The sequence below is a fragment of the Leisingera coralii genome (assembly GCF_049056525.1).
GTDB classification, from domain to species: Bacteria; Pseudomonadota; Alphaproteobacteria; order Rhodobacterales; family Rhodobacteraceae; genus Leisingera; species Leisingera coralii.
Genome location: NZ_JBHUPT010000004.1, coordinates 55,707 through 76,367 on the forward strand (window position 1 = coordinate 55,707; position 20,661 = coordinate 76,367).

18 protein-coding genes are annotated in these 20,661 nt (G+C 65.1%); 4 read left to right on the plus strand and 14 right to left on the minus strand.

All coding sequences use genetic code 11. The annotated features are described in order from the left end of the window. Window positions 1-2: 2 nt before the first annotated feature. A complete protein-coding gene (locus tag ACFMBG_RS02405; RefSeq protein ID WP_421053136.1) occupies window positions 3-3,425 on the minus strand; it encodes an indolepyruvate ferredoxin oxidoreductase family protein in 3,423 nt (1,140 codons plus the stop codon). 147 nt (window positions 3,426-3,572) lie between these two features. On the opposite strand from ACFMBG_RS02405, the gene ACFMBG_RS02410 reads away from it, so the two are divergent. Beyond that, window positions 3,573-4,031, plus strand: a complete 459-nt coding sequence (locus ACFMBG_RS02410; RefSeq protein WP_421053137.1) for an Lrp/AsnC family transcriptional regulator — start codon at window positions 3,573-3,575, stop codon at window positions 4,029-4,031. A 129-nt stretch (window positions 4,032-4,160) separates the two neighbouring features. Here ACFMBG_RS02410 and ACFMBG_RS02415 read toward each other — a convergent pair whose 3' ends face one another. Then, the gene (locus ACFMBG_RS02415; RefSeq protein ID WP_421053138.1) at window positions 4,161-4,553 is read right to left on the minus strand and encodes a DUF3307 domain-containing protein; all 393 of its coding nucleotides are present in this window, start codon (window positions 4,551-4,553) and stop codon (window positions 4,161-4,163) included. A 235-nt stretch (window positions 4,554-4,788) separates the two neighbouring features. Here ACFMBG_RS02415 and ACFMBG_RS02420 point away from each other — a divergent pair, with 235 nt between their 5' ends. Then, entirely contained in the window at window positions 4,789-7,746 is a 2,958-nt protein-coding gene (locus ACFMBG_RS02420) for an ABC transporter transmembrane domain-containing protein (RefSeq protein WP_421053158.1), read from the plus strand. 32 nt (window positions 7,747-7,778) lie between these two features. Continuing rightward, window positions 7,779-8,627, plus strand: coding sequence for a fumarylacetoacetate hydrolase family protein (locus tag ACFMBG_RS02425; RefSeq protein ID WP_421053139.1), 849 nt, complete (start codon window positions 7,779-7,781; stop codon window positions 8,625-8,627). Between the two features lie 140 nt (window positions 8,628-8,767). Here the strand turns inward: ACFMBG_RS02425 and ACFMBG_RS02430 are convergent, their stop codons facing one another. The 12 genes from ACFMBG_RS02430 to ACFMBG_RS02485 all read right to left on the minus strand — a co-directional run bounded on the left by ACFMBG_RS02430 (window position 8,768) and on the right by ACFMBG_RS02485 (window position 19,949). Beyond that, window positions 8,768-9,052 (minus strand): ArsR/SmtB family transcription factor, encoded by a 285-nt coding sequence (locus ACFMBG_RS02430; protein WP_421053159.1) that lies wholly within the window; start codon window positions 9,050-9,052, stop codon window positions 8,768-8,770. A gap of 122 nt (window positions 9,053-9,174) precedes the next feature. Further along, window positions 9,175-10,407, minus strand: a complete 1,233-nt coding sequence (locus tag ACFMBG_RS02435) for a mandelate racemase/muconate lactonizing enzyme family protein (protein ID WP_421053140.1) — start codon at window positions 10,405-10,407, stop codon at window positions 9,175-9,177. A 3-nt stretch (window positions 10,408-10,410) separates the two neighbouring features. Beyond that, window positions 10,411-10,779: a hypothetical protein gene (locus ACFMBG_RS02440; protein ID WP_421053141.1), complete on the minus strand. Its 369-nt coding sequence runs from the start codon at window positions 10,777-10,779 to the stop codon at window positions 10,411-10,413. Window positions 10,780-10,803: 24 nt separating this feature from the next. Beyond that, window positions 10,804-11,892 (minus strand): Zn-dependent alcohol dehydrogenase, encoded by a 1,089-nt coding sequence (locus tag ACFMBG_RS02445; RefSeq protein ID WP_421053142.1) that lies wholly within the window; start codon window positions 11,890-11,892, stop codon window positions 10,804-10,806. 80 nt (window positions 11,893-11,972) lie between these two features. Further along, window positions 11,973-13,136 carry a TCR/Tet family MFS transporter gene (locus tag ACFMBG_RS02450; RefSeq protein WP_421053160.1) on the minus strand — a complete coding sequence of 388 codons (1,164 nt, stop codon included), beginning with the start codon at window positions 13,134-13,136 and terminating at the stop codon, window positions 11,973-11,975. Window positions 13,137-13,244: 108 nt separating this feature from the next. Next, window positions 13,245-14,582: a lyase family protein gene (locus tag ACFMBG_RS02455; RefSeq protein WP_421053143.1), complete on the minus strand. Its 1,338-nt coding sequence runs from the start codon at window positions 14,580-14,582 to the stop codon at window positions 13,245-13,247. Continuing rightward, window positions 14,582-15,292 (minus strand): alpha/beta fold hydrolase, encoded by a 711-nt coding sequence (locus tag ACFMBG_RS02460; RefSeq protein ID WP_421053144.1) that lies wholly within the window; start codon window positions 15,290-15,292, stop codon window positions 14,582-14,584. Before ACFMBG_RS02460 ends, ACFMBG_RS02455 begins: the two co-directional genes overlap by 1 nt. Next, window positions 15,285-16,076, minus strand: coding sequence for a 3-oxoadipate enol-lactonase (gene pcaD, locus ACFMBG_RS02465; RefSeq protein ID WP_421053145.1), 792 nt, complete (start codon window positions 16,074-16,076; stop codon window positions 15,285-15,287). The genes ACFMBG_RS02460 and pcaD overlap by 8 nt, the downstream gene beginning before the upstream one ends. 133 nt (window positions 16,077-16,209) lie before the next feature. Further along, on the minus strand, window positions 16,210-17,406 hold the full coding sequence (locus ACFMBG_RS02470) for an endonuclease/exonuclease/phosphatase family protein (protein ID WP_421053146.1): 1,197 nt from the start codon (window positions 17,404-17,406) through the stop codon (window positions 16,210-16,212). A gap of 43 nt (window positions 17,407-17,449) precedes the next feature. Further along, a complete protein-coding gene (locus ACFMBG_RS02475) occupies window positions 17,450-18,427 on the minus strand; it encodes a threonine ammonia-lyase (protein ID WP_421053147.1) in 978 nt (325 codons plus the stop codon). Next, on the minus strand, window positions 18,424-19,254 hold the full coding sequence (locus ACFMBG_RS02480; protein WP_421053148.1) for an alpha/beta fold hydrolase: 831 nt from the start codon (window positions 19,252-19,254) through the stop codon (window positions 18,424-18,426). The genes ACFMBG_RS02475 and ACFMBG_RS02480 overlap by 4 nt, the downstream gene beginning before the upstream one ends. A gap of 8 nt (window positions 19,255-19,262) precedes the next feature. Beyond that, the gene (locus ACFMBG_RS02485; protein ID WP_421053149.1) at window positions 19,263-19,949 is read right to left on the minus strand and encodes a haloacid dehalogenase type II; all 687 of its coding nucleotides are present in this window, start codon (window positions 19,947-19,949) and stop codon (window positions 19,263-19,265) included. A gap of 136 nt (window positions 19,950-20,085) precedes the next feature. Between ACFMBG_RS02485 and ACFMBG_RS02490 the strand changes: the two genes are divergently transcribed. Continuing rightward, window positions 20,086-20,514, plus strand: a complete 429-nt coding sequence (locus ACFMBG_RS02490) for an FKBP-type peptidyl-prolyl cis-trans isomerase (RefSeq protein WP_421053150.1) — start codon at window positions 20,086-20,088, stop codon at window positions 20,512-20,514. The last annotated feature ends 147 nt before the right edge of the window (window positions 20,515-20,661 follow it).

The window sequence follows — 20,661 nt, forward strand, 5'->3', positions numbered from 1 at the left end:
ATTTACAGGTTGCTGAGCGCTTCCTCGGCTTCTGCACGGACGTCCTTGGCAGCTTGCAGGCGGACCGGGCCATAGCCGCGGATTTCCATCGGTGCTTTCAGCAGTTTCAGGCTGGCTTCCCGCTTGTCCGCGGCATAGCGGCTGGCGACAGTTTCCAGCACGCCCTCATACCACGCCAGCAGACCACGGTGCAGCCGGGCTTCCTCGTGATAGCCGAAGATGTTGAAGGCCGAGCCGCGCAGCGCCTTGCCCTTCGCCAAGAGGTTCATCGCCGGTCGCAGCCAGGCGCCAAAGGCCCTTTTGGCTGGGCGCCCGCGCGCATCCCGCTTCCAGTTCAGCAGCGGCGGGGCGAGATGGTATTGGACGGAGAAACCGCCCTCGAACTCCTCCTCCAGCTGATGCCGGAACCTGTCGCTGGTCAGCAGCCGGGCGACCTCATACTCGTCCTTATAGGCCATCAGTTTGAACAGTGACCGGGCTGCTGCGGCCGTCAGCTCTTGCTGGACGTCGCGGGGCAGGGCCTCGCGGAACCGGTTCAGGGCTGCGGTATAGCGGCTGGCATAGGCCATGTTCTGATAGCCGGTGAGGAATGTGGCACGGCGCTCGATCAGCTCGTCCAGAGTCTCCTCCTTCTCCGGTGTCTCCTCGTAGTGGCTGGCAACCAGGCCCGGTTCCGCTGCCATGGCGCGCCCGATGGCAAAGGCGAGGCGGTTCTTGTCGATCGCAACGCCGTTCAGCTCGATTGCCTGGTCCAGCGCCCCTGCGCTGACCGGCACCAGTCCCTTTTGCCAGGCAAAGCCCAGCATCATGACGTTGGCCAGCACCGCATCGCCCAGCATCTTTTCCGCTGCCTCATTTGCGTTAAAGCCGGAGAGGTTCTGCGGGCCGACGGCCTCGGCGATGGTCTGTTCGCGCACGCCTGCCATCAAGTCGGCATCGCGGCGTAGCACCAGGTCGCCGGTGGGCATCTCCGCCCGGTTCAGCACCACCTTGGTGCCGGCACGGTAATGAACCGAGGCCTTGGGCGCCGAGCTCACCACCACGTCGCAGCCGATAACGGCATCCGCGCCGCCCTGATCGATCCGCACCTGGTTCAAAGCGTCCGGAGTGGCGGACAGCCGGATATAGCTTAGAACCGTGCCGAATTTCTGGGCAAAGCCTGTGAAGTCCAGCACGCTTGCGCCCTTGCCTTCCAGATGCGCCGCCATGGTGATCAGTGCGCCCACGGTGACAACGCCGGTGCCGCCCACGCCGGTGACCAGCAGGTCAAAGGGCTCCTTGAGCGACGGAAGTTCGGGAGCGGGCAGCTTGGCAGTCAGCGCGGCGGCGTCCAGCCCGGCGGTTTTCTTCTTGCGCCGGGTGGCGCCCTCGACTGTGACGAAGCTGGGGCAGAAGCCGTTCAGGCAGGAAAAATCTTTGTTGCAGGTGGACAGGTTGATCTTGCGCTTGCGGCCAAAGGGCGTCTCCTTCGGCTCCACGCTCAGGCAGTTGGATTCCACCGAGCAATCGCCGCAGCCCTCACAGACCAGATCGTTGATGAAGGCAAAGCGTTTCGGGTCCTCCATCTTGCCGCGCTTGCGGCGGCGGCGCTTCTCTGTGGCGCAGGTCTGTTCGTAGATCAGCACGGTGACGCCGGGGATCTCGCGCAGTTCCCGCTGCACCGTGTCCAGGGTGCTGCGGTCATGGAATGTGGTGCCCGCCGGGAAATCGCTACGGCTGAACTTGCCGATATCGTCCGAGACCAGGGCAATCCGCTCCACCCCTTCGGCACGGCAGGTCTGGGCTATGCCATGCACCGAGATAGGCCCGTCCACCGGCTGCCCGCCGGTCATCGCCACGGCGTCGTTATAGAGGATCTTGTAGGTGATATTGGTGCCGGCCGCGACTGCCTGGCGGATCGCCAGTGAGCCTGAGTGGTACCACGTGCCTTCGCCAAGGTTCTGGAACACATGCTTGTTGCCGTTGAACTGCGAGGCCACGGTCCAGGGCACGCCTTCGCCGCCCATCTGGGCATAGCCCGCGGTCTCCCGGTCCATCCAGCTCGCCATCACGTGGCAGCCGATGCCGGAGAACGCCTTGGAACCCTCGGGCAGTTTTGTGGAGGTGTTGTGCGGGCAGCCGGAGCAGAAATAGGGCGTCCGGGTGGCGCCAGGCACGTTCAGCACCTTCGGCGGCTCCGCAGTCAGTGCGGCCGCCTTGGCGGGCAGGTTCTCTTCGGGGAAGAACTTGTCCAGCCGCGCCGCCACGATCGGCGCCAGCAGAAGCGGGCTCAGCTCCCCGGTCCAGGGGATCAGCGGGTTGCCCTCGCTGTCGTATTTGCCGACCATCTTCTCCGGCTTGTTGCCGGGCCAGTCATAGAAGTTTTCCTTGAACTGGCTCTCGATGATGCCGCGCTTTTCTTCGACGACCAGGACTTCCTGCTTGCCCTTCACGAACTTCAGCGCGTCGGTGCGGTCCAGCGGCCAGACCATGCCAACCTTGTAGATGTCGATGCCCAACCGGCGGCAGGCGGCCTCATCCAGCCCCAGCAGGCGCAGCGCCTCCATCAGGTCCAGGTGGCCCTTGCCGGTGGAGACAAAGCCGAACCGCGCCTCTTTGATGTCATAGATCCGCTTGTCGATCGGGTTCGCCTCAGCAAAGGCGCGCACCGCGGCGAGTTTGGCGTGGATGCGGGTTTCGATCTCAGGCGAGGGCAGGTCGGCGCGGCGGATATGCAGCCCGCCGGGGTAGTTCGGCAGCTCGGGGTATTCGAACTCGCGGTCCGGCTGCAACTCGACCGAGCGCGCGCTTTCCACGGTTTCCGACACCGCCTTGAAGCCGACCCAGGTGCCGGAGTAGCGAGACAGGGCAAAACCGTATTCGCCGAAGGTCAGATACTCGGAGACATCCGCCGGGTTCAGCACCGGCATGAACCAGGACATGAAGGCCACATCCGACTGGTGCGGCATCGAGGAGCTGACACAGCCGTGGTCGTCGCCCGCCACAACCAGCACGCCGCCCTTGGGCGACGAGCCGTAAGCATTGCCGTGCTTCAGCGCGTCGCCGGAACGGTCGACGCCCGGCCCCTTGCCGTACCACATGGAAAACACGCCCTCGACCTCGCAATGCGGATCGAGCACCGCCTGCTGCGCGCCCAGAACAGCGGTGGCGCCCAGGTCCTCGTTCACCGCAGGCATGAATTTGATCCGGTTCTCCTGCATCCGCGCCTTGGCGCGCCAGAACTCCAGGTCCACCCCGCCCAGCGGCGAGCCGCGGTAGCCCGATACAAAGCCCGCGGTGTTCAGCCCCGCGGCCCGGTCGCGGCGGGCCTGGTCCAGCATTACCCGGGCCAGTGCCTGGGTGCCGGTCAGAAACACCCGGCCCTTGGTCATGTCATATCGGTCGTCCAGCTTGTAGCTGCGGAAATCGTGGCTCAGCTTGGTCATCGCAGGGGGAGTCCTTGCACGGAATCTATGGATCGCGGAAAGATAATCCCCTCAGGCTGGAAAGAATTGCCAGACTTGCTGATTTTGCGCAGATTTATGGATATATTGACCGAAAGCCCGCCTGGGCACGGAGAATTTGACCGCCTTATGAAGCTAGACCGCCGCGACCGCCGCATTCTGACCCTGCTGCAGGAGGATTCCCGCATCTCCAACGCCGACCTGGCGGAGGCCGTGGGCATGTCACCCTCTGCCTTGTGGCGCCGTGTGCGGGCGCTGGAGGAGGCAGGGATCATCGAGCACTACGGCGCGGTGGTGAATGCGCCTGCGATGGGGCTGGGGTTCCAGGCCATTGTGCATGTGCACCTGACCCGCCATGACCCGGACAAGCTGGTGGAGTTCATCCGGGCGGTGGAGACCAGCCCGCTGGTGCAGGAATGCTACGCCACCACCGGCCAGGCCGACTACCATCTGCGGGTGCTGGCCCCTGATCTGGACGCCTACAACCGGTTCTTGGAGGACTTCCTGTTCCGCCTGCCCGCTGTCGCCAGTGCCCAGACCAATGTGGTGCTGCGCACGATCAAGCGGGACAAGCCTGTGGTGCCCTGAAAAATGCGCCTTTGGCGCATGCCTCCGGCAGGAGTATTTTCACAAAGAAGAAATAGCACCGTTCTTGAGCTTCTTCTTTGCAGAAATACTCCGGGGGTCTGGGGGCTGGCCCCCAGCGGTCCGCCGCACTCACATCGCGGCGTATTTCACCCAGGCCCAGGCCATGGCGATATAGGTCAGCTGGTGCAGCGCCTGGTCCGAGCCCATCGCCTGCCAGAACATCGCCTGCTGCGGGTTCAGTTTGCGCCGTTCAGAGAACCGGGCCTTGCCGAAGTCGATGTGAAAATGCACCACCCACTCCAGCACTCCTAGCACCAGGATGAAGACCACCGGCGCGCCGAACAGCAAGAAGACGATGGCCGAGCCGATCACATGCACCCCGGCATGCTGGGCACGCCCCATGTGGACATAGGCGCAGCGGCCGGACAGCATCTTCGGCGTTTGCAGAAAAAAGTCGGCAAACAGGTGTTTGACCTGCAAAGCGCAGAGCAGCAGCAGAACAGATCCGACATAATCCGGCAAACCGAATGACCTCCAGCATGTGTACCTCGCTGGAACCTTACGGATTTTTCGCCGCCTGGCAAATGCCGCGCCGGCAAGGTGCCGCAACGGGACGAAGCGGGTTTCTGCCCATTGCCTGTCCCCGGCAAACCGCGCTACCCATAAGACAGCCTAATTCCGAAGCCGCCATTGATGGAGCTTTCCCATCGAACGCTCTCTGTTCCGTTTCATCTGGAAATACTCGAAACGCGATCAGCTGGTGCTGCTGGTTGTCACCGCCTGCCTGTTCCCGCTGCTGTATCTGACGCTGGAGCTGCCCAAGCGGATCATCAACGATGCCATCGGCTCGGAGACCTCCACCGTCACCGTGCTGGGGTATAGTTTCGACCAGCTGACCTTCCTGTGGATCCTCTGCGGCGCCTTTCTGCTGTCGGTGCTGTGCCACGGGCTGCTGAAGATGCGGATCAACACGATGAAGGGGGTGCTGGCCGAGCGGATGCTGCGCCGCTTCCGTTACCAGCTGATTGCCCGGGTTCTGCGTTTTCCTCAGCCCTATTTCGAACGCGTCAGCCAGGGCGAGCTGGTGTCGATGGTCACCTCCGAGTCGGAGCCGATGGGCGGGCTGATGGGCGATGCGGTCAGCCAGCCGGTGCTGCAGGCCGGCCAGATGCTGACCATCCTGTTTTTCCTGTTTCTGCAGAACTTCTGGTTCGGAATGGCCGCGATTGCACTGATTCCGCTGCAGGGCTGGCTGATCCCGATGCTGCAGCGGCAGATCAACCAGCTGAACAAGAAGCGGATCAAGCAGGTCCGAGCGCTGGCTACCGAGATCGGTGAAAGCGCGGCTGGTGCCTCCACGCTCAGGATCAACGGCGGCTGGCGCTACCGGATGGCGGTGATCACCGACCGGCTGGGGCGGCTGTATGACATCCGCTTTCAGATCTACCAGAAGAAATTCTTCATGAAGTTCCTCAACAACTTCATAACCCAGCTGACGCCCTTCTTCTTCTACGCGGTCGGCGGTTTTCTGGTGCTGCAGGGCAAGGTGTCGCTGGGGGCGCTGGTGGCGGCGCTGGCGGCCTACAAAGATCTCGCTGCGCCCTGGAAGGAGCTGCTGGCCTATTACAACCAGACCCAGGACATGAGCTTGCGCTGGGACGTGGTTCTGGAACGCTTTGCGCCGCAGGGGATGGTCGGTGAAAAGCTGATGACCGGCGAGCCGGAGGAGCTGTCGCATCTCAACGGGGATATCGTGCTGGATTCCGTCACGGTGCGGGATGCCGACGGAAACCTGGTGCTGGAGGAATTGAGTGCGGCCTTCCCCGCCGGGCAGGTGATCGGGATTGCTGCCCCCTCGGAGGAAGACAGACGGGCCCTGGCGGAACTGCTGACCCGGGAAATCCTGCCGTCCTCCGGCACGGTGACGGTGGCGGATCAGAACCTCAGCGGCCTGCATCAGGCCACGCTGGCAGCGCGGATCGGCTATGCCACCTCGCGGCCGGTTCTGTTCCAGGGCTCCTTTGGCGACAACGTGATGATGCCGATGCGGCTGCGCCCGCTGGGCGAAGGGCAGGACCTGGAGCGGCTCGAAACCGCAGTGCGCGCGGGCAACAGCCCGGATCCCTTTGACGCGCCCTGGCTTGATCCCGAGCTGGCGGGGTTCTCCAGCGAGGAGGAGCTGCGGGACTGGTGGCTGAAACTGGTGGAGGGGATTGGCTCCGACACCGCCCTGTTCCGGCGCGGCATCGAGCAGTTCTTCGAAGCTTCTGCGCACCCGGAGCTGGCAGACCGGCTGGTCAAACTGCGCCCGGCAGTGCGCCAGGCTGTCAAGGACGCGGGACTGGATGTGCATGTGCATTTTCTGGACAACGATCATTACAACCCGGCGCTGCCGGTTGCAGAGAACCTGCTGTATGCCGCGTCTCAGGAAGCGATGACGGTTGAAACGCTGCAGCGGCACGCGGAATTTCTCGGCCAGCTCAAGCAGCTGGGGCTGGATGAAGGGCTGGTGTCGCTGACCCGCGATGTGGTGGAAATGCTGCGGCAGATCTTTGGCATGGATGGCACCGGCCACCCGCTCTTCCGCAAGCTGGGGCTGGATGTGGAGGCTTATGAGGCGGCGATCGCCCTGGTCGACCGGCAAGGGGCCGGCGACGCCGCTGCACTCAGCGGCGGGGAGCTGGCGCAGCTTCTGATCGTGCCTTTCACCATTTCCGCAGAACAGATCGGCCCGGCCTTTGAGGACGGGATGAAAGAGCGCATCCTGAGCTTCCGCCGCAGTCACGGCGAGAGCCTGCTGAAATCGCTCGGCGCCAGCTTTGTGCCGTTCTCGGGGGACAGTTTCGCACCCACGCTGACGGTCCTGGAAAACGCGCTGTTCGGCAAGATCTCGGATGCGGCCGGCTCCAAGGCGGACGAGGTGCGCAAGCTGGTGTCGGACCTGATGGTGCGTGAAGGGCTGCGCGACCAGGTGGTGGAGCTGATCTTTGACATGCCGATCGCGGTCGGCGGGCAGGGGCTGGCGGCCAGCTTTGCCGAGCCGCTGGCATTCTGCCGGGCCACCATCAAGCGGCCTGATATCCTGATCCTCGATTCCGCTATGGCGAGCTATGATCTCGAAACCCGGGTGGCAGTGCACAAGAACCTGCGCAAGCTGCTGCCGGACACCACCCTGATCTACCTGGCATCCGGCTTCCAGAACCCGGATGTGTTCGACGTCTTCTATGAACTGCGCCAGGGACGGCTGGTCAGCGACGAGGCGGAGGCGGCGGCGGCAAGCGAGGGTGCGGCCAGCCAGGACCTGGCCCGCAAGCTGCGGGCGCTGGAACAGACCGAGCTGTTTTCCGGCCTGAACCGCCGCCAGCTGCGCCTGCTGGCCTTTGGCGCGCGCTGGTATGAGGCCAAGAAAGGCGAGACGGTCTTTCTCAAGGATGATGTGGCCTCGGACGGCGCCTATATGATCCTCGAAGGCGAGGCGGGGCTGTACCTGCCGCAGGAGGGGGAAGAGGACCGGCTGATTGCCAAGGTCGGCCCCGGGCGGCTGGTTGGGGAGCTGGGACTGATCCGCCAGGAGCCGCGGGCGCTGAGCATGATTGCGGAGAACGACCTGCGCTGCCTGCGCATCGGCGAGGAGGAATTCATGGCGGTCGTCGAAAACGATGCCTCGACCGCTTTCAAGCTGCTGCAGGTGGTGGCGGGCTACGTCTCCAACTGAACCGGAACAATCAGGAAACAGGGAAGACACTCATGAAACTGCTGCGATACCGCACTGGCGGAGATGTGCGGCCTGGGCTGCTGGACAGCGCTGGCGCGGTCCGGGACCTGTCGGCGCATGTGCCGGACATCACCGGTGCTGTTCTGGACGATGCCACCTTAGCCCGGCTGGCCGCGCTGGACCCGCAGACGCTGCCGCTGGTCCCGGGCACGCCGGACCTGGCGCCATGTGTCGGGCAGGCAGGCAAATTCCTCGGGATCGGCCTTAACTATACCGATCACGCCGAAGAAGTGGGCATGGCACTGCCAGAGCACCCGATCCTGTTTCTCAAGGCCACCTCCTCGATGGTTGGGGCAAACGACGACGTGGTCCTGCCACGCGGCTCGGTCGCGTCGGATTGGGAGGTGGAACTGGGCGTGGTGATCGGCACCGCCGCCAAATACGTCACGGAGGCAGAGGCGCTGGACCACGTGGCGGGCTACTGCGTGATCAACGATGTGTCCGAGCGCGACTATCAGACCAAGCTGACGGGACAATGGACCAAGGGCAAGAGCTGCGACACCTTCGGCCCCGTAGGCCCCTGGCTGGTGACCCGCGACGAGGTGCCCGATCCGCAAGACCTGTGGCTGACCTGCGACGTGAACGGTGAACGCAGGCAAACCGGCAGCACCCGCACGATGGTGTTCACGGTGGCGCAGATCATCGCGCATCTGAGCCAGCTGATGACCCTGCACCCGGGCGACGTGATCGCCACCGGCACGCCGCCGGGGGTCGGCATGGGGATCAAGCCCGCGCCGGTCTATCTGAAGCCGGGCGACGTGATGCGGCTGGAGATCGAAGGCCTGGGCGTCCAGACCCAGACAGTCCGCGCGGACAGCTGAGGCCAAGCGGGGCGCTCCCGCCCGTTGCGGCGCATTCGTAGAATGCGCCCTTCCGGTTGGGCGTGGAGCTGCGCAAAGCGCAGCGCGGGGGCCGCTGCGGGGCAGGCCGTTGGTTTCAGAACGGGCTGCTGCCCGGCCGCTCAGAGACCGCTGCAGAAATGCTTGTAGAGCAGAGCAATGGTCTCTTCAGTTTTCGGGTCCTGCAGCGAGTAATACACCGTTTTCCCTTCGCGCCGGGCGGCGACCAGGCCTTCTTCGCGCAGCCGCGCCAGCATCTGGCTCACCGCGGCCTGGCGCATATCCAGAAGCGCCTCCAACTCACCGACCGAGCGCTCGCCCGCGCCCAGGTGGCACAGGATCATCAGCCGCCCCTCATGGGCCAGCGCCTTGAGGAAGGCAGCCGCGGCGGCGGCGCTTTCCTGCATGTTCTGCGGGGTTTCCGGGGGAAGGGCGTCTTGGCGCGAAGGGGGCACTGCTCAGGTCCTGCTGTAGTCTTTTCCCGGCACCATGGCCCTTTCCGGCAGCCGAGTCACCCCGGAGTTGCATTTTACTCCACAATAGGCGGAGAGCCACCGGCGAAAGCATTTCCATTGGCATAATCGCAGGGGGCTTCCTGCATGTTGAGGTGCAGATCGCTGCCGGTGAAGGGATGCGCGCGCGCCAGATCTTCGTCCACCTCGATGCCCAGCCCGGGCGCATCCGGCGGCGTGACAAAGCCGTTTTCGACCCGGATCGAGCCCTTGATCAGCTGTTCGTGGAACGGGGTTTCGATGGTCTCCAGCAGCAGGATGTTGGGTATCGAGGCGGCGAGGTGAATGTTGGCGGCCCATTCCACCGGTCCGGCATACAGATGCGGCGCCATCTGGGCGTTGAAAACCTCGGCAATAGCCGCGACCTTTTTCATTTCCCAGATGCCGCCGGCACGGCCCAGGGCGGGTTGCAGGATCTCCGCAGCCCCTGCACGCAGCACGGTGGCGAACTCGGATTTGGTGGTCATCCGCTCACCCGTGGCCACTGGAATACGCACGTTGCGGGCAACCCGTGCCATGTCTTCGATGTTGTCGGGCGGCGTGGGCTCCTCGAACCAGAGCGGGGAAAATGGCTCCAGCGCCTGGCCTAGGCGGATCGCGCCTGCCGTATTGAACTGGCCATGGGTGCCGAACAGAAGATCCGCCTTGTCGCCAACCGCCTCGCGGATTGCCTTGCAGAAGGCCACGGAAATCGAGATGTCGGACATTGCAGGCATGTGGCCACCGCGCATCGTATAGGGGCCTGCCGGGTCGAATTTCAGTGCGGTGAAGCCTTCGCTCACCTTCTGTGCCGCGGCTTCCGCCGCCATTTCGGGTGAGGTCCAGAACGCGGTGATGTCATGCTGCGGCAGCGGGTAGAGGTAGGTGTAGGCGCGGATGCGCTCGTTCATCCGTCCGCCCAGCAGCGCATGCACAGGGCGGCCGCGGTCCTTGCCCAAGATGTCCCAGCAAGCGATCTCCAGCCCCGAAAATGCCCCCATCACCGTCAAGTCCGGCCGCTGGGTGAAGCCGGAGGAATAGGCACGGCGGAACATCAGCTCGATATTCTCGGGGTTTTCCCCGGCCATATGGCGCTCGAACACATCCCGGATCACGTGGGCCATCGCGTCGGGACCAACCGAGGATGCGTAACATTCGCCCCAGCCGGTGATGCCGGTGTCGGTGGTCACTTTCACCAGGATCCAATAGCGCCCGCCCCAGCCGGGCGCAGGCGGGGCGGTGACGATGACGTCGAGGTTCTGCAGTTTCATGGACTATCGCTCCGTTGCCGCGTCAAAGGCGGCCAGTTCCCTGTTGATCTCTTCCACTGCCGTCTGCGGTGCAAAGAAGGTGACGTCTGCCTCGCCGCCGCGCTCCATCATCACCTCGACAACGAACTCGGCGGGCGCGCGGTCAAAGGCGCCGTCGATGCGCCAGCGGCGCTTCTGCTGTTCGGCGAGTTCTGGCAGCGCCGCGGCAGCCTCGGCCGCGAGCCCGCCGGGCAGACCGAAACGGGGATTGTTGGCAAGCCTGGTGAGGAAGGGGGCAATCTCTTCCACTGCAAAAAGCATCGACGTGTCCGAGGTGGCCGGGGCGGGTTTCACCGCCTCGGGTTTGAACAGGCTGGTCAGGAATTTCAGCACGTCCTGGGCTCCGGTTTGTGGGTGTCAGCCAAACACAATCACATTGCGCTTGGCGGAGCCAGTCTTGGTGTCGGCAATGGCCTCGTTGATCTGCTCAAGGGACCAGCGGCCCGAGATCAGCTCATCCAGTTTCAGGCGGCCCTGCTGGTAGAGGTCGACCATCCACGGGATATCGCGCTGGATCACCACATCGCCCATCTTGGAGCCGATCAGCCCCTGGCCCACGGCGGCCAGAACCACCGGCTCATAGCTGGCCTTGGCGCCGGAATGCGGCATGCCGATCAGCACCGCCTTGCCGCCGCGGGCCAGATAGCGCGGGGCCTGGTCATAGGCCGGAATGGCGCCGACTGTGACCAGCACCGCGTCCGCGCCACGGCCGCCAAGCGCCTTAATGGCAGCCTTCCAGGGCTTGTCTTCCGTCGCCAGAACCCCGTGGGTGGCGCCGAATTCCTTGGCGATCTCCAGTTTCTCCGGGCTCATGTCCACCGCAACGATGCGCCGGGCGCCGGCAATGCGGGCGCCCTGGATGGCGTTGAGGCCAACACCGCCGGCACCGATCACCACCACATCCTGGCCCGCCCGCAGCTGCGCTGCATTGACCGCCGCGCCGACGCCGGTGATCACCCCGCAGGAGATCAGCGCCGCCACGTCCTTGCCCATGTCTTCGGGGATCTTCACGATCTGCCGCTGGTCCACCACCACCTTCTCGGCAAAGGCGCCGCAGGCCATGGCCTGTTCCAGCGGTTTGCCGTCCGCGGTCTTCAGCGGTCCGTTCACTCCGTCATAGGGCGTTTCGCAGATCACCGGCCTGCCGCCCGCGCAGGACGGGCAGGTGCCGCAGCTGCGGATCAGCGTGACCACAACGGAGTCGCCCTCGGCAAATCCCTGCACGCCCGCGCCGACGCCGGTAATCACCCCGGCGGCCTCATGCCCGTAGACGGCCGGCAGATACCCGCCCCAGGCCCCTTCGGCATAGGAGATGTCGCTGTGGCAGATGGCAACCGCATCCAGCGTGACCTCGACCTCGCCCATCCCGGGCGGCGCCAGCTGCACGTCTTCGATCACCAGCGGGGCTCCGAACTCATGGCAGACGGCGGCTTTGATGGTTTGCATGGTCTTCCTCCCCGTTTTCAAGCAGGGTGCGCGCCGGGTGCCCTGCAAGCAAGCCGGAATGCGGCAGCGGGGCGGCGGTTTTACGCTACGGAAGACTTGCTGCGCAGGAACACCGCGCAGCCAACGGCCATCAGCAGCAGCGCCAGAAGGAAGGGCGCGCCGGGCAGGTAAAGCGCGGCGCCCTCACCCGTGAAGCGGGCAAACACGGCCGTCATCATCAGCGGCGACAGGATCATCGCCAGCGCATTGACGGCGGTCAGTACGCCTTGCAGTTCGCCCTGCTGGTTGTCTTCCACCGCCTGCGCCATCATCCCTTGCAGGGCGGGCTGAACGACCGCTCCCAGCGCCGAGACCGGAATCAGCAGCATCGCCAGGGTGCCGTTGGAGATGAAGGCAAGGATGCCAAAGGCGATGAAGTCAAAGACCTGCCCCCAGATCACCGTGCGCCGCTCGCCGAACCGGACCACCGTATAACGCAGGAGCCAGCCCTGAACCAAAGCCATCGAGACGCCGTAAACTGCCAGCGACAGGCCGATCACCTGCGGCTGCCAGCCGAAACGCTCCAGCGTGAAATAGGACCAGATCGCCGGGTAGACGTAAATCGCCACGGAATAAAGGAAATAGACCCACAACAGCGCCTTGATGCCAGGGATGCGCCCCACCGCACGGAAGGCACCGAAGGGGTTGGCGCGGCGCCAGTCGAAGGGGCGGTGGTTTTCATCCCTCACCGTCTCGCCCATGACGAACCAGCCCAGGGCAAAGTTGGCCAGAACCAGCAGCGCGGCGGCATAGAAAGGCGCGCGGGTGCCCAGCTCGCCCAGCAGCCCGCCCATCAGCGGGCCCAGCACGAAACCCGCGCCAAAGGCCGCGCCAAGCAGGCCGAAATTCGCGGCCTTCTTCTCCCGCGGTGAAATGTCGGCGATATAGGCGCCCGCTGTCGAGTGGGTGGCTGCGGTGATCCCGCCCAGGACGCGGCCCAGAAGCAGCAGCCACATGGTGCCAGCCACCGCCATGATCAAGTAATCCAACGCCATCACAAACAGTGAGACCAGCAGCACCGGCCGCCGCCCCACCGCATCCGACAGGCTGCCCAGGGTCGGGCTGAACAGGAATTGCATCACCGCGAACACGGTGCTCAGCACACCGCCCCAGACCGCCGCTTGGGCCAGCGAGCCCCCCTGTACCTCGGTGATCAGGTTCGGCATCACCGGCATGATGAGCCCGATGCCCATGGCATCGATCATCACGGTCGCCAGGACGAAGAGCAGGGAGAGGCGGCTGATAGGCTTGGCCCCGGCAGCACCGTCCTGATTTGCTGACCGCGCGGACAAGCTTTCTCTCCTCAGCGTCCTTTACCCGTTGTCCAGCTCCACAGCCCTCTTGGCGAATTGCAATGCATCCCAAGGCGCCCGGCCCATCTGCTGCGCCGGGTCAAACAGCGCCGCCGCGTCCAGATCCGGATAGTCCCGCGCCACCAGCTCCTGCAACAGTGTCTTTGAGGCATGCGCCTCCCGGCACAGCGCCTTAACCGCAGCCTGCGCATCGGGCCGCGGCATCTGCTCTGCAAGCGCAAAGCTCAGCGCCTCGGCGTGGATCATGTCCAGCCCGCCTGACAGCGCTTCGGCCATGGCGTCTGCATTAGGCGCCAGTCTGGAGCACAGCTCCTTGCCCGTCATCGCGGCACTGGCCGCGCCCAGCACGATCTGCGGCAGGCACATCCATTCGGTGAACCAGGCCGCGCCGTCGCGCTGATGCTGCTGCACCGAGGCGCCCTGCAGGACGGAGAACAAGCCGCTGCCCTGCCGCGCCAGCGCCGCCAGAACCGAGGGCGCCACCGGGTTCTGCTTCTGCGGCATGGTGGAGGAGGCACCTGCGCCGCCCAGCGAAATCTCTGAAATGCCGCTCTGTACCAGCGCGATGCAGTCTTCGCCGATCTTGCCGAATGCCAGCGTCACCCGCTGCAGCCAGTCCGCAATCCGCAGGATGGGTGTGCGGTCGGTGTGCCAGCTGCGCCCGGGATCCTGCAGTGCCAGCCCCTTGGCCATCGCTGCGCGCACCTCGGCTGCCTTTGGCCCCAGCGCGCCGGACGTTCCCGCGGCTCCCGACAGGGAGACCATCAGGCACGATTGGCGCAGCGCGGGCAGTTCCTCCAGCAGGTTCAATAACGGGGTGCCCCAGCCTGCCGCCACCGCCCCGAAACTGGTGGGGGTCGCGTGCTGGCCATAGGTGCGGGCCGCCATCGGCAGCTCCGCATGGGCTTTGGTCAGCTTGCCAAGCGCCTTTGCGGCGGCCGCGGCATCCGCTTCCACCAGCGCCAGCACCTGGCGCAGCCGCAGCATCAGCGCGCTGTCCATGATGTCCTGCGAGGTGGCGCCCCAATGCACATACTGCGCGTGTTCCGGCGCCTTCATCTCCTCGCGGAAGGCTGCAACCAGCCCCGGTACCGGCACGCCGTTCTGCGCGCTGGGCTGTTTCAGAACGCCGGGGTCCACGGCAATTTCCACCACCGCACGGGCAATCGCGGCGGCGCTTTCCTGCGGGATCACGCCTGCCTCGCCTTGCGCCTTGGCCAGCGCGCCCTCCACCAGCAGCATGGCGCGCACCTCTGCACTGTCGGAAAACAGGCGGCTGGCCTCGCCGCAGCCGAAGAGGCCGCCATAAACCTGGCTGTCAAAAACCGAACCTGCCATCAGAAGTCCTTTGCGATGTGCCCGATCAGATCCGCGAGCCCCTCGGGGTCCGCGAAGAAGGGCGAATGGGAAGTATTCATGTCAAAGACCCGCTGCGGCGGCAGCTGCGCCGCCATTTGCGCCTGGTAGTCCGGCGGAATCACCCGGTCGCCGGTGCAGCGGATATAGGCCTTGGGCACGCTCTCGAACCGCTCGCTCAGCCGGATCGGTGTGTCCTGCGGCGGGATCGGCTGCGGGCAAAGGTGTTCCAGCGCGAACCTCACCGTTTCAGCCGGGCAGTCATGATAGAACAGGTCCGGAGCGGTTTCTGCCACGAAACTGTAGCTGGTGCCTGCCGCATTCTTGGCGGTGGCACCGGTCAGCGTCTGCTGCGGCCCGGCCTTGCGCATATCGATCAGGGACATGCCGCTGACCGGCAAATAACTGCACAGGTAGATGAGCCCGCGCAGGTTATCAGGTGCGGCCTCTGCCGCTGCGGAAATGGGAAATCCGCCCCAGGAATGCCCCAGCACGATGGTGTCAGGCGTTGAGGCCGTCAGCACTGCCTCGGCTGTTTCTGCCAGTGTGACTCCCGCCGGATCGCGGCCATCGCCGTGGCCGGGCAAAGTGATTGTGCGGGCGGTGTGGCCGCGCGCCTCCAGCGCCGGAACAACATCGCGCCAGCACCAGGCGCCGTGGCAGGAGCCGTGAACCAGAAGAAACTCAGCCAATGTGCCCGGTCTCCCTCAGGAATGCTGTCAGGCGCTCCGCGTATTCCTCTGGCTGCTCGACGCAAGGAATGTGGCCCGCGCGGCGGATCAAGTGGAACTGGCTGCCGGGAATCAGGTCCACCGTCTCGCGCACCAGATCGGGCGGGGTGGAGCCGTCCTCAGTACCAGCGATGCCAAGGCAGGGCAGCCGCAAGCCGCTGGTGGGGGTATAGAAATCGGTGCCCGCAATCGCGGCGCAGCAGCCTGCGTAACCTTCGCGGGATTGCTGCACCAGCATGTTGCGCCACAGCTGCAGCTCCGGCTTGGCGCGGAAGCCGCGGGCAAACCAGCGCTCCATAACCGCATCGGCCAGCGCCTCCACGCCGTTGGCCTGCACAGTCTGCACCCGCTCTTTCCACATCTCCGCGGTGCCGATCTTGGCGGCGGTGTTCGACAGCACCAGCGCCCGGATCTGGTCCAGCCGCTTTACCGCCAGACCTTGCGCGATCATGCCGCCGATCGACAGCCCGACGAACACGCAGTCCCGCACCTGCAGATGATCCAGCAGCCGCTCCGCGTCCCGTACCAGCGCGCCCATCGAATAGGGCGCGGGCGGGCAGGAGGACAGCCCGTGCCCGCGCTTGTCATAGCGGATGATGCGCAGGCCCGCGGGCAGCCGTTCGACCACCGCGTCCCAGACCCTGAGGTCGGTGCCAAGCGAGTTGGCAAAAACGATGGGGGCGCCGTCCGGGTCCCCGTCAACGCGGTAATGAAGCTGGACATCGCCCAGGTCTGCAATCTGCATGGAGCGCCTCTTTGCTGTTCCGCCGCACTCTACCTGCGCTGGGGCAGAGAGGTAAACCAGCCGCCTGCCGCAGGCGGGGGAATTTTCTTGAGAAAGAAAATTGGCCGGAAAAATTGCATTTTTCCGGCGCGCCTCAGCCGCGCAGCTCCATATGGGCCATGATCTGCCCGTGATCGGAGGCCAGCTTGTTGTAAGGCGCCTCCGGATGGCTGCCGTCGGTCAGGTGGTCGTTGAAGACGCTGTAATACTGCATCTCCCCAATGGCACCGGGCCAGGCCGGGTCGAAATGGCGCGACATGTAGATCTGGTCGACACTCTCATGCACGCCGCCAAAGGCGGTGGTGAAAACCACATCGCGCAGGGACTTCTTCAGGAACATCTTCTCGGCCGAGCGCAGCCGGACCCGGTCAATGGCCTCGCGGATCTGCGAGTCCTCTTCCTCGCTGTAGTGGTCGCCGGGGTGCTGGGCGTCATGGCGCAGCATCCAGGTGTAGTTCTTGAACGGCACTTCGCCGGAGATGATCTCGCTGCTGACCGCATGCTCACCGTCGTTGAAATCCCCCAGCACCATCACCGGGTGCCCGCGGTCCAGCTCGTCCAGAACGGCGCGGCGCAGCACCCAGGCTTCGCCCATCCGCCGGAGCGCCGCCCGCAGCGATCCCATCGCCCGTCCCGCCGCGTCATAGGCCGTCAGCACGGTTTCTGGCGGGTAGGGGGCACCTTGCGGATTGATGTATTCCCCCAGTTTCGACTTCAGATGGCAGTTGAAGACGCTGATCACCTGATCCCCGGCCGGTACCCGCACCTTGAGGATCGGGCGCGACAGGCGGCGAAGGGTGTAGAAACCGGCGTCCTCTTCCTCGCCCAGGCAGGCCATGGGGATGTCCAGCGGCTGTTCCAGGTCCTGGATCACCTCCGGTTCACCCGCAAAACCGAACCGCGACAGCACCGCCAGCCCGGGCCGCCGCTTGCCCGGTTCGCGGGTGTCGTTGAGGTTGGGAGCAAAGGCCAGCTCGGCTTCGGCGTATGAGCCATAAGCCAGCTTCTGGAAGATCGCTTTGCGGTGATAGCGTTTGGAGGGGTCGGGGATGCTGGCGGCGTTGGCCTCCGCCCCGCGCCGGTCGGTTTCGGCGATCACCTGGCGCAGCGGCGCTTCTTCAAAGATCTCCTGAAACCCCACGATATCGGCGTTCAGCGTCAGCAGCTGGTCGGCCATCCAATCCGCCTTCCAGGCGTGTTCCTCTGGCGTGTAGCTGTGAAAGCGGTAGTACTCCCGCTCCGGTCCGATCAGATTCTTGACGTTGAACGAGGCGATGGTGAAACGCGTCATGAATGCCCCCTGACTGCCGCGCCCTAAAACGCGCGGCCAGGGTTCAAGCATAGCGCGTGAGCGCCTCCCGGAACAGCTCCGCATCCACATTGCCGCCGGTGGCGACCGCGATCACCGCCTCGCCGGTGATCAAGCCGGGGTGAAACAGCGCCGCCGCAAGCGCTGCCGCACCACCGGGTTCCAGCACGATCTTCAGCCGCAGGAACGCGAGTGCCATGGCCCGCATCGCCTCTTCCTCGGTGACGACGAGCCCCGGGCCGCACAGCCGGCTGAGAATCGGGAAGGTGATCTCGCCCGGCTGCGGTGTCAGGATTGCATCGCAGATCGAGCCGGACTGGCTGGGGTTCGCGTGGATTTCGCCCGCCGCCAGCGACCGGGCCATGTCGTCAAAGCCTTCCGGCTCCACCGTCCGCACCCGCAGGCCCGGCGCGCGGGCCTCCAGCGCCAGCGCAATGCCCGAGGACAGCCCGCCGCCGCCGCAGTTGACCAGAACATCCGCCTGGGTGACGCCCTCCCCTGCAGCCTGTTCCGCAATCTCCAGCCCCGTCGTGCCCTGGCCCGCAATCACCTGCGGCTCGTCATAAGGTTTGATCAGGGTCAGTCCGCGGGCTTCCGCGTGCTGGGCGCCCACCGCCTCGCGGCTCTCGCCGCCCGCGCGGTCATAAAGCACCACCTCGGCGCCCAGATCGCGGGTGTTCTGGATCTTCAACCGGGGGGCATCGGCGGGCATTACGATGACCGCAGGCACGCCATGCGCCTTGGCGGCCGCGGCCACGCCTTGCGCATGGTTGCCGCTGGAATAGGCAATGACACCGCGCTTGCGTGCCTCTTCCGGCAGGGCTGAGACCGCCGACCAGCCGCCGCGGAACTTGAACGAGCCGGTGTGCTGCAGGCATTCCGCCTTCACGAACAGGCGGCGCCCGGCGATCTCGTCCAGAAACGGCGAGGACAGGAGCGGGGTGACGCGGGCATGGCCCTTCAGCCGCTCCGCAGCGGCGTCGATCATGGCAATAGAGGTCATTTGACGTGGTCCAGAACTGAATGGATGAGGGCGAGCGCCTCCGGCTCGTCCAGAAAGGGCACATGGCCGCGGTTTGCAATCTCCGTAGCTTGCAGACCGGGCAGGGGGCGCTGCATCTCTGCGAAAGTTTCGGCGCTCAGAATATCCGAGTTCGCCCCTCGGATCACGCCGCAGGGAAGGCCCTCCAGCGCCAGGAACAGCGGCCACAGATCCGGGGGCGGGCCTGCCTCCGCCTGCGCCAGAAGTGCGTCGCGTAAACGCGGGTCGTAGCGCAGGCGGAGGCCCTCTGCGCCTTGATCGTAGAAAGCCTCTGCTTCCTCGCGCCAGCGTGCCGCGGGCACATCCGGGAAGGCCGGGGCCATCAGTGCAGCCAGCGTTTCGGCGGCCTGAGCATGGGTTTTGGCGGCCGGGCGGCGGCCCACGTACTCCATGATCCGGGCAATACCGCCTGCGGTGATTTCCGGGCCGACATCGTTCAGGATCACCGCCGACAGCCGGTCCTTGGCTATCGCCGCCAGCGTCATCGCCACCAGCCCGCCGCGCGACGTGCCCAGGACCGCAATATGCTGCAAACCCAGGTGATCCAGAAGCTCCAGCACATCCTGCGCCTCGCGCAGCACGTTGTAGTTCGCGAACTCGGGGTCACGCGCCGACTGTCCCCGGCCGCGCGCGTCCAGGGTGATCATCCGGTAACGTCCGGCATGAGGTGCAAAATAGCGGAAGTCCCGGCTGTCGCGGGTGAGGCCTGCCAGGCAGAGAAGCGGCAAACCCGCGCCGCTGTCGGAGTAGTGCAGCCGGAGCCCGTCCGAAGTTTCAAAGAACGCCATGGGTGCACCTAGCTCCTGGCAAGGTCTGGAATGGTGGTCAGGTCCGGCAGGATGTGCACAGGCTTCCAGGGCAGCCGGTCCACCGGCTCTGCCGCCCGGTTCACCCAAGCGGTGACAAAGCCGTAGCCGGTGGCCCCCGCCGCGTCCCAGCCGTTGGAGGAGACAAACAGCACTTCGTCCTTGGCGCAGCCAAAGCGCTTGCCGACCAGATCGTACACGCGGCTGTCAGGTTTGAAGATGCCGACGCTTTCCACCGACAGCACATCATCCAGCACGCCGCCAAGCCCCGCCGATTGCACCGCACCGTCCAGCATCGCAGGCGAGCCGTTCGACAGGATCGCGGTATTCATTCCGGCGTCTTTCAGCGCCTTCAGCATCGCGGGCACCTCCGGGTAGGCCTGCAGTTCCCAGTAGAGATCCAGCAGGCGCTGGCGCAGGGCGGCGTCACCGTCCAGCCCGGCGGCTTCCATCGCCCAGTCAAGGCCGTCCTGGGTTACATCCCAGAAATCCGCATGGGCCCCGGTAATGGCGCGCAGCCAGGTGTACTGCAGCTGTTTCAGCCGCCAGTGGCTGGCCAGCTCTGCCCAGGTGTCCTGCAAATGCGGAAACTGCGGTTCGCTGGCGGCCTGGCGGGCGGCGGCTGCCACATCGAACAGGGTTCCGTAGGCGTCGAAGATACAGGTGGTGATCGGCATGGTTCCCTCCCTCGCGGCGAGACTTGCACGAAGGCGGCAGAGGGCAAAGCGGGAAATTGTACCCATACGGGTTTACATCGCGTCTGCGGGCGCTAGGCTGCGCCCCTTTAAGAACCCGCAACCGATTGGAGGTCTCATGACCGGGGTAAAGAACGGCGACACCGTGCGCATCCACTACACGGGCAAGCTGACGGATGGCACCGTTTTCGACAGTTCCGAGGGGCGCGACCCGCTGGAGTTCACCGTGGGCGCAGGCCAGGTGATTGCCGGCATGGATGCCGGTCTGGAAGGCATGGAAGCCGGCGGCAAGAAAACGCTAGAAATCGCCTGTGCCGATGGCTACGGCCCGATCAACCCCGAGGCGCGCCAGCAAATCCCGCGCGAAGGGATTCCTGCCGACATTCCGCTGGAACTGGGCACTCAGCTGCAAATGCAAAGCCCCGAAGGCCACGTGCTGCCGGTCACCGTGGTCGAGGTGACCGAAGAGACCGTGACGCTCGATGCCAACCATTTCCTGGCCGGCAAGGATCTGGTCTTTGACATCGAGCTGGTTTCTATCAACTGAGGTTGCGCCTGCAGGGCCGGGAGGCGCTCCCGCGCCCTGCGCGGTGCCACGCCCAACGGGAGCGGGCTTTGCCGGAAGCCCGGCGACGGGCGGGAGCGCGCCGCAGGCCGGATGCACAGCACCGCGGGCCGAGTAATGCTTCGGGAA

Excerpts from the sequence above, each read along its gene's own strand:
- ACFMBG_RS02405 (WP_421053136.1), bottom strand. The coding sequence starts at position 3,425 with ATGACCAAGCTGAGCCACGATTTCCGCAGCTACAAGCTGGACGACCGA.
- ACFMBG_RS02410 (WP_421053137.1), top strand. The coding sequence starts at position 3,573 with ATGAAGCTAGACCGCCGCGACCGCCGCATTCTGACCCTGCTGCAGGAG.
- ACFMBG_RS02425 (WP_421053139.1), top strand. The coding sequence starts at position 7,779 with ATGAAACTGCTGCGATACCGCACTGGCGGAGATGTGCGGCCTGGGCTG.
- ACFMBG_RS02430 (WP_421053159.1), bottom strand. The coding sequence starts at position 9,052 with ATGCAGGAAAGCGCCGCCGCCGCGGCTGCCTTCCTCAAGGCGCTGGCC.
- ACFMBG_RS02435 (WP_421053140.1), bottom strand. The coding sequence starts at position 10,407 with ATGAAACTGCAGAACCTCGACGTCATCGTCACCGCCCCGCCTGCGCCC.
- ACFMBG_RS02445 (WP_421053142.1), bottom strand. The coding sequence starts at position 11,892 with ATGCAAACCATCAAAGCCGCCGTCTGCCATGAGTTCGGAGCCCCGCTG.
- ACFMBG_RS02450 (WP_421053160.1), bottom strand. The coding sequence starts at position 13,136 with ATGATCGATGCCATGGGCATCGGGCTCATCATGCCGGTGATGCCGAAC.
- ACFMBG_RS02455 (WP_421053143.1), bottom strand. The coding sequence starts at position 14,582 with ATGGCAGGTTCGGTTTTTGACAGCCAGGTTTATGGCGGCCTCTTCGGC.
- pcaD (WP_421053145.1), bottom strand. The coding sequence starts at position 16,076 with ATGCAGATTGCAGACCTGGGCGATGTCCAGCTTCATTACCGCGTTGAC.
- ACFMBG_RS02470 (WP_421053146.1), bottom strand. The coding sequence starts at position 17,406 with ATGACGCGTTTCACCATCGCCTCGTTCAACGTCAAGAATCTGATCGGA.
- ACFMBG_RS02475 (WP_421053147.1), bottom strand. The coding sequence starts at position 18,427 with ATGACCTCTATTGCCATGATCGACGCCGCTGCGGAGCGGCTGAAGGGC.
- ACFMBG_RS02480 (WP_421053148.1), bottom strand. The coding sequence starts at position 19,254 with ATGGCGTTCTTTGAAACTTCGGACGGGCTCCGGCTGCACTACTCCGAC.
- ACFMBG_RS02485 (WP_421053149.1), bottom strand. The coding sequence starts at position 19,949 with ATGCCGATCACCACCTGTATCTTCGACGCCTACGGAACCCTGTTCGAT.
- ACFMBG_RS02490 (WP_421053150.1), top strand. The coding sequence starts at position 20,086 with ATGACCGGGGTAAAGAACGGCGACACCGTGCGCATCCACTACACGGGC.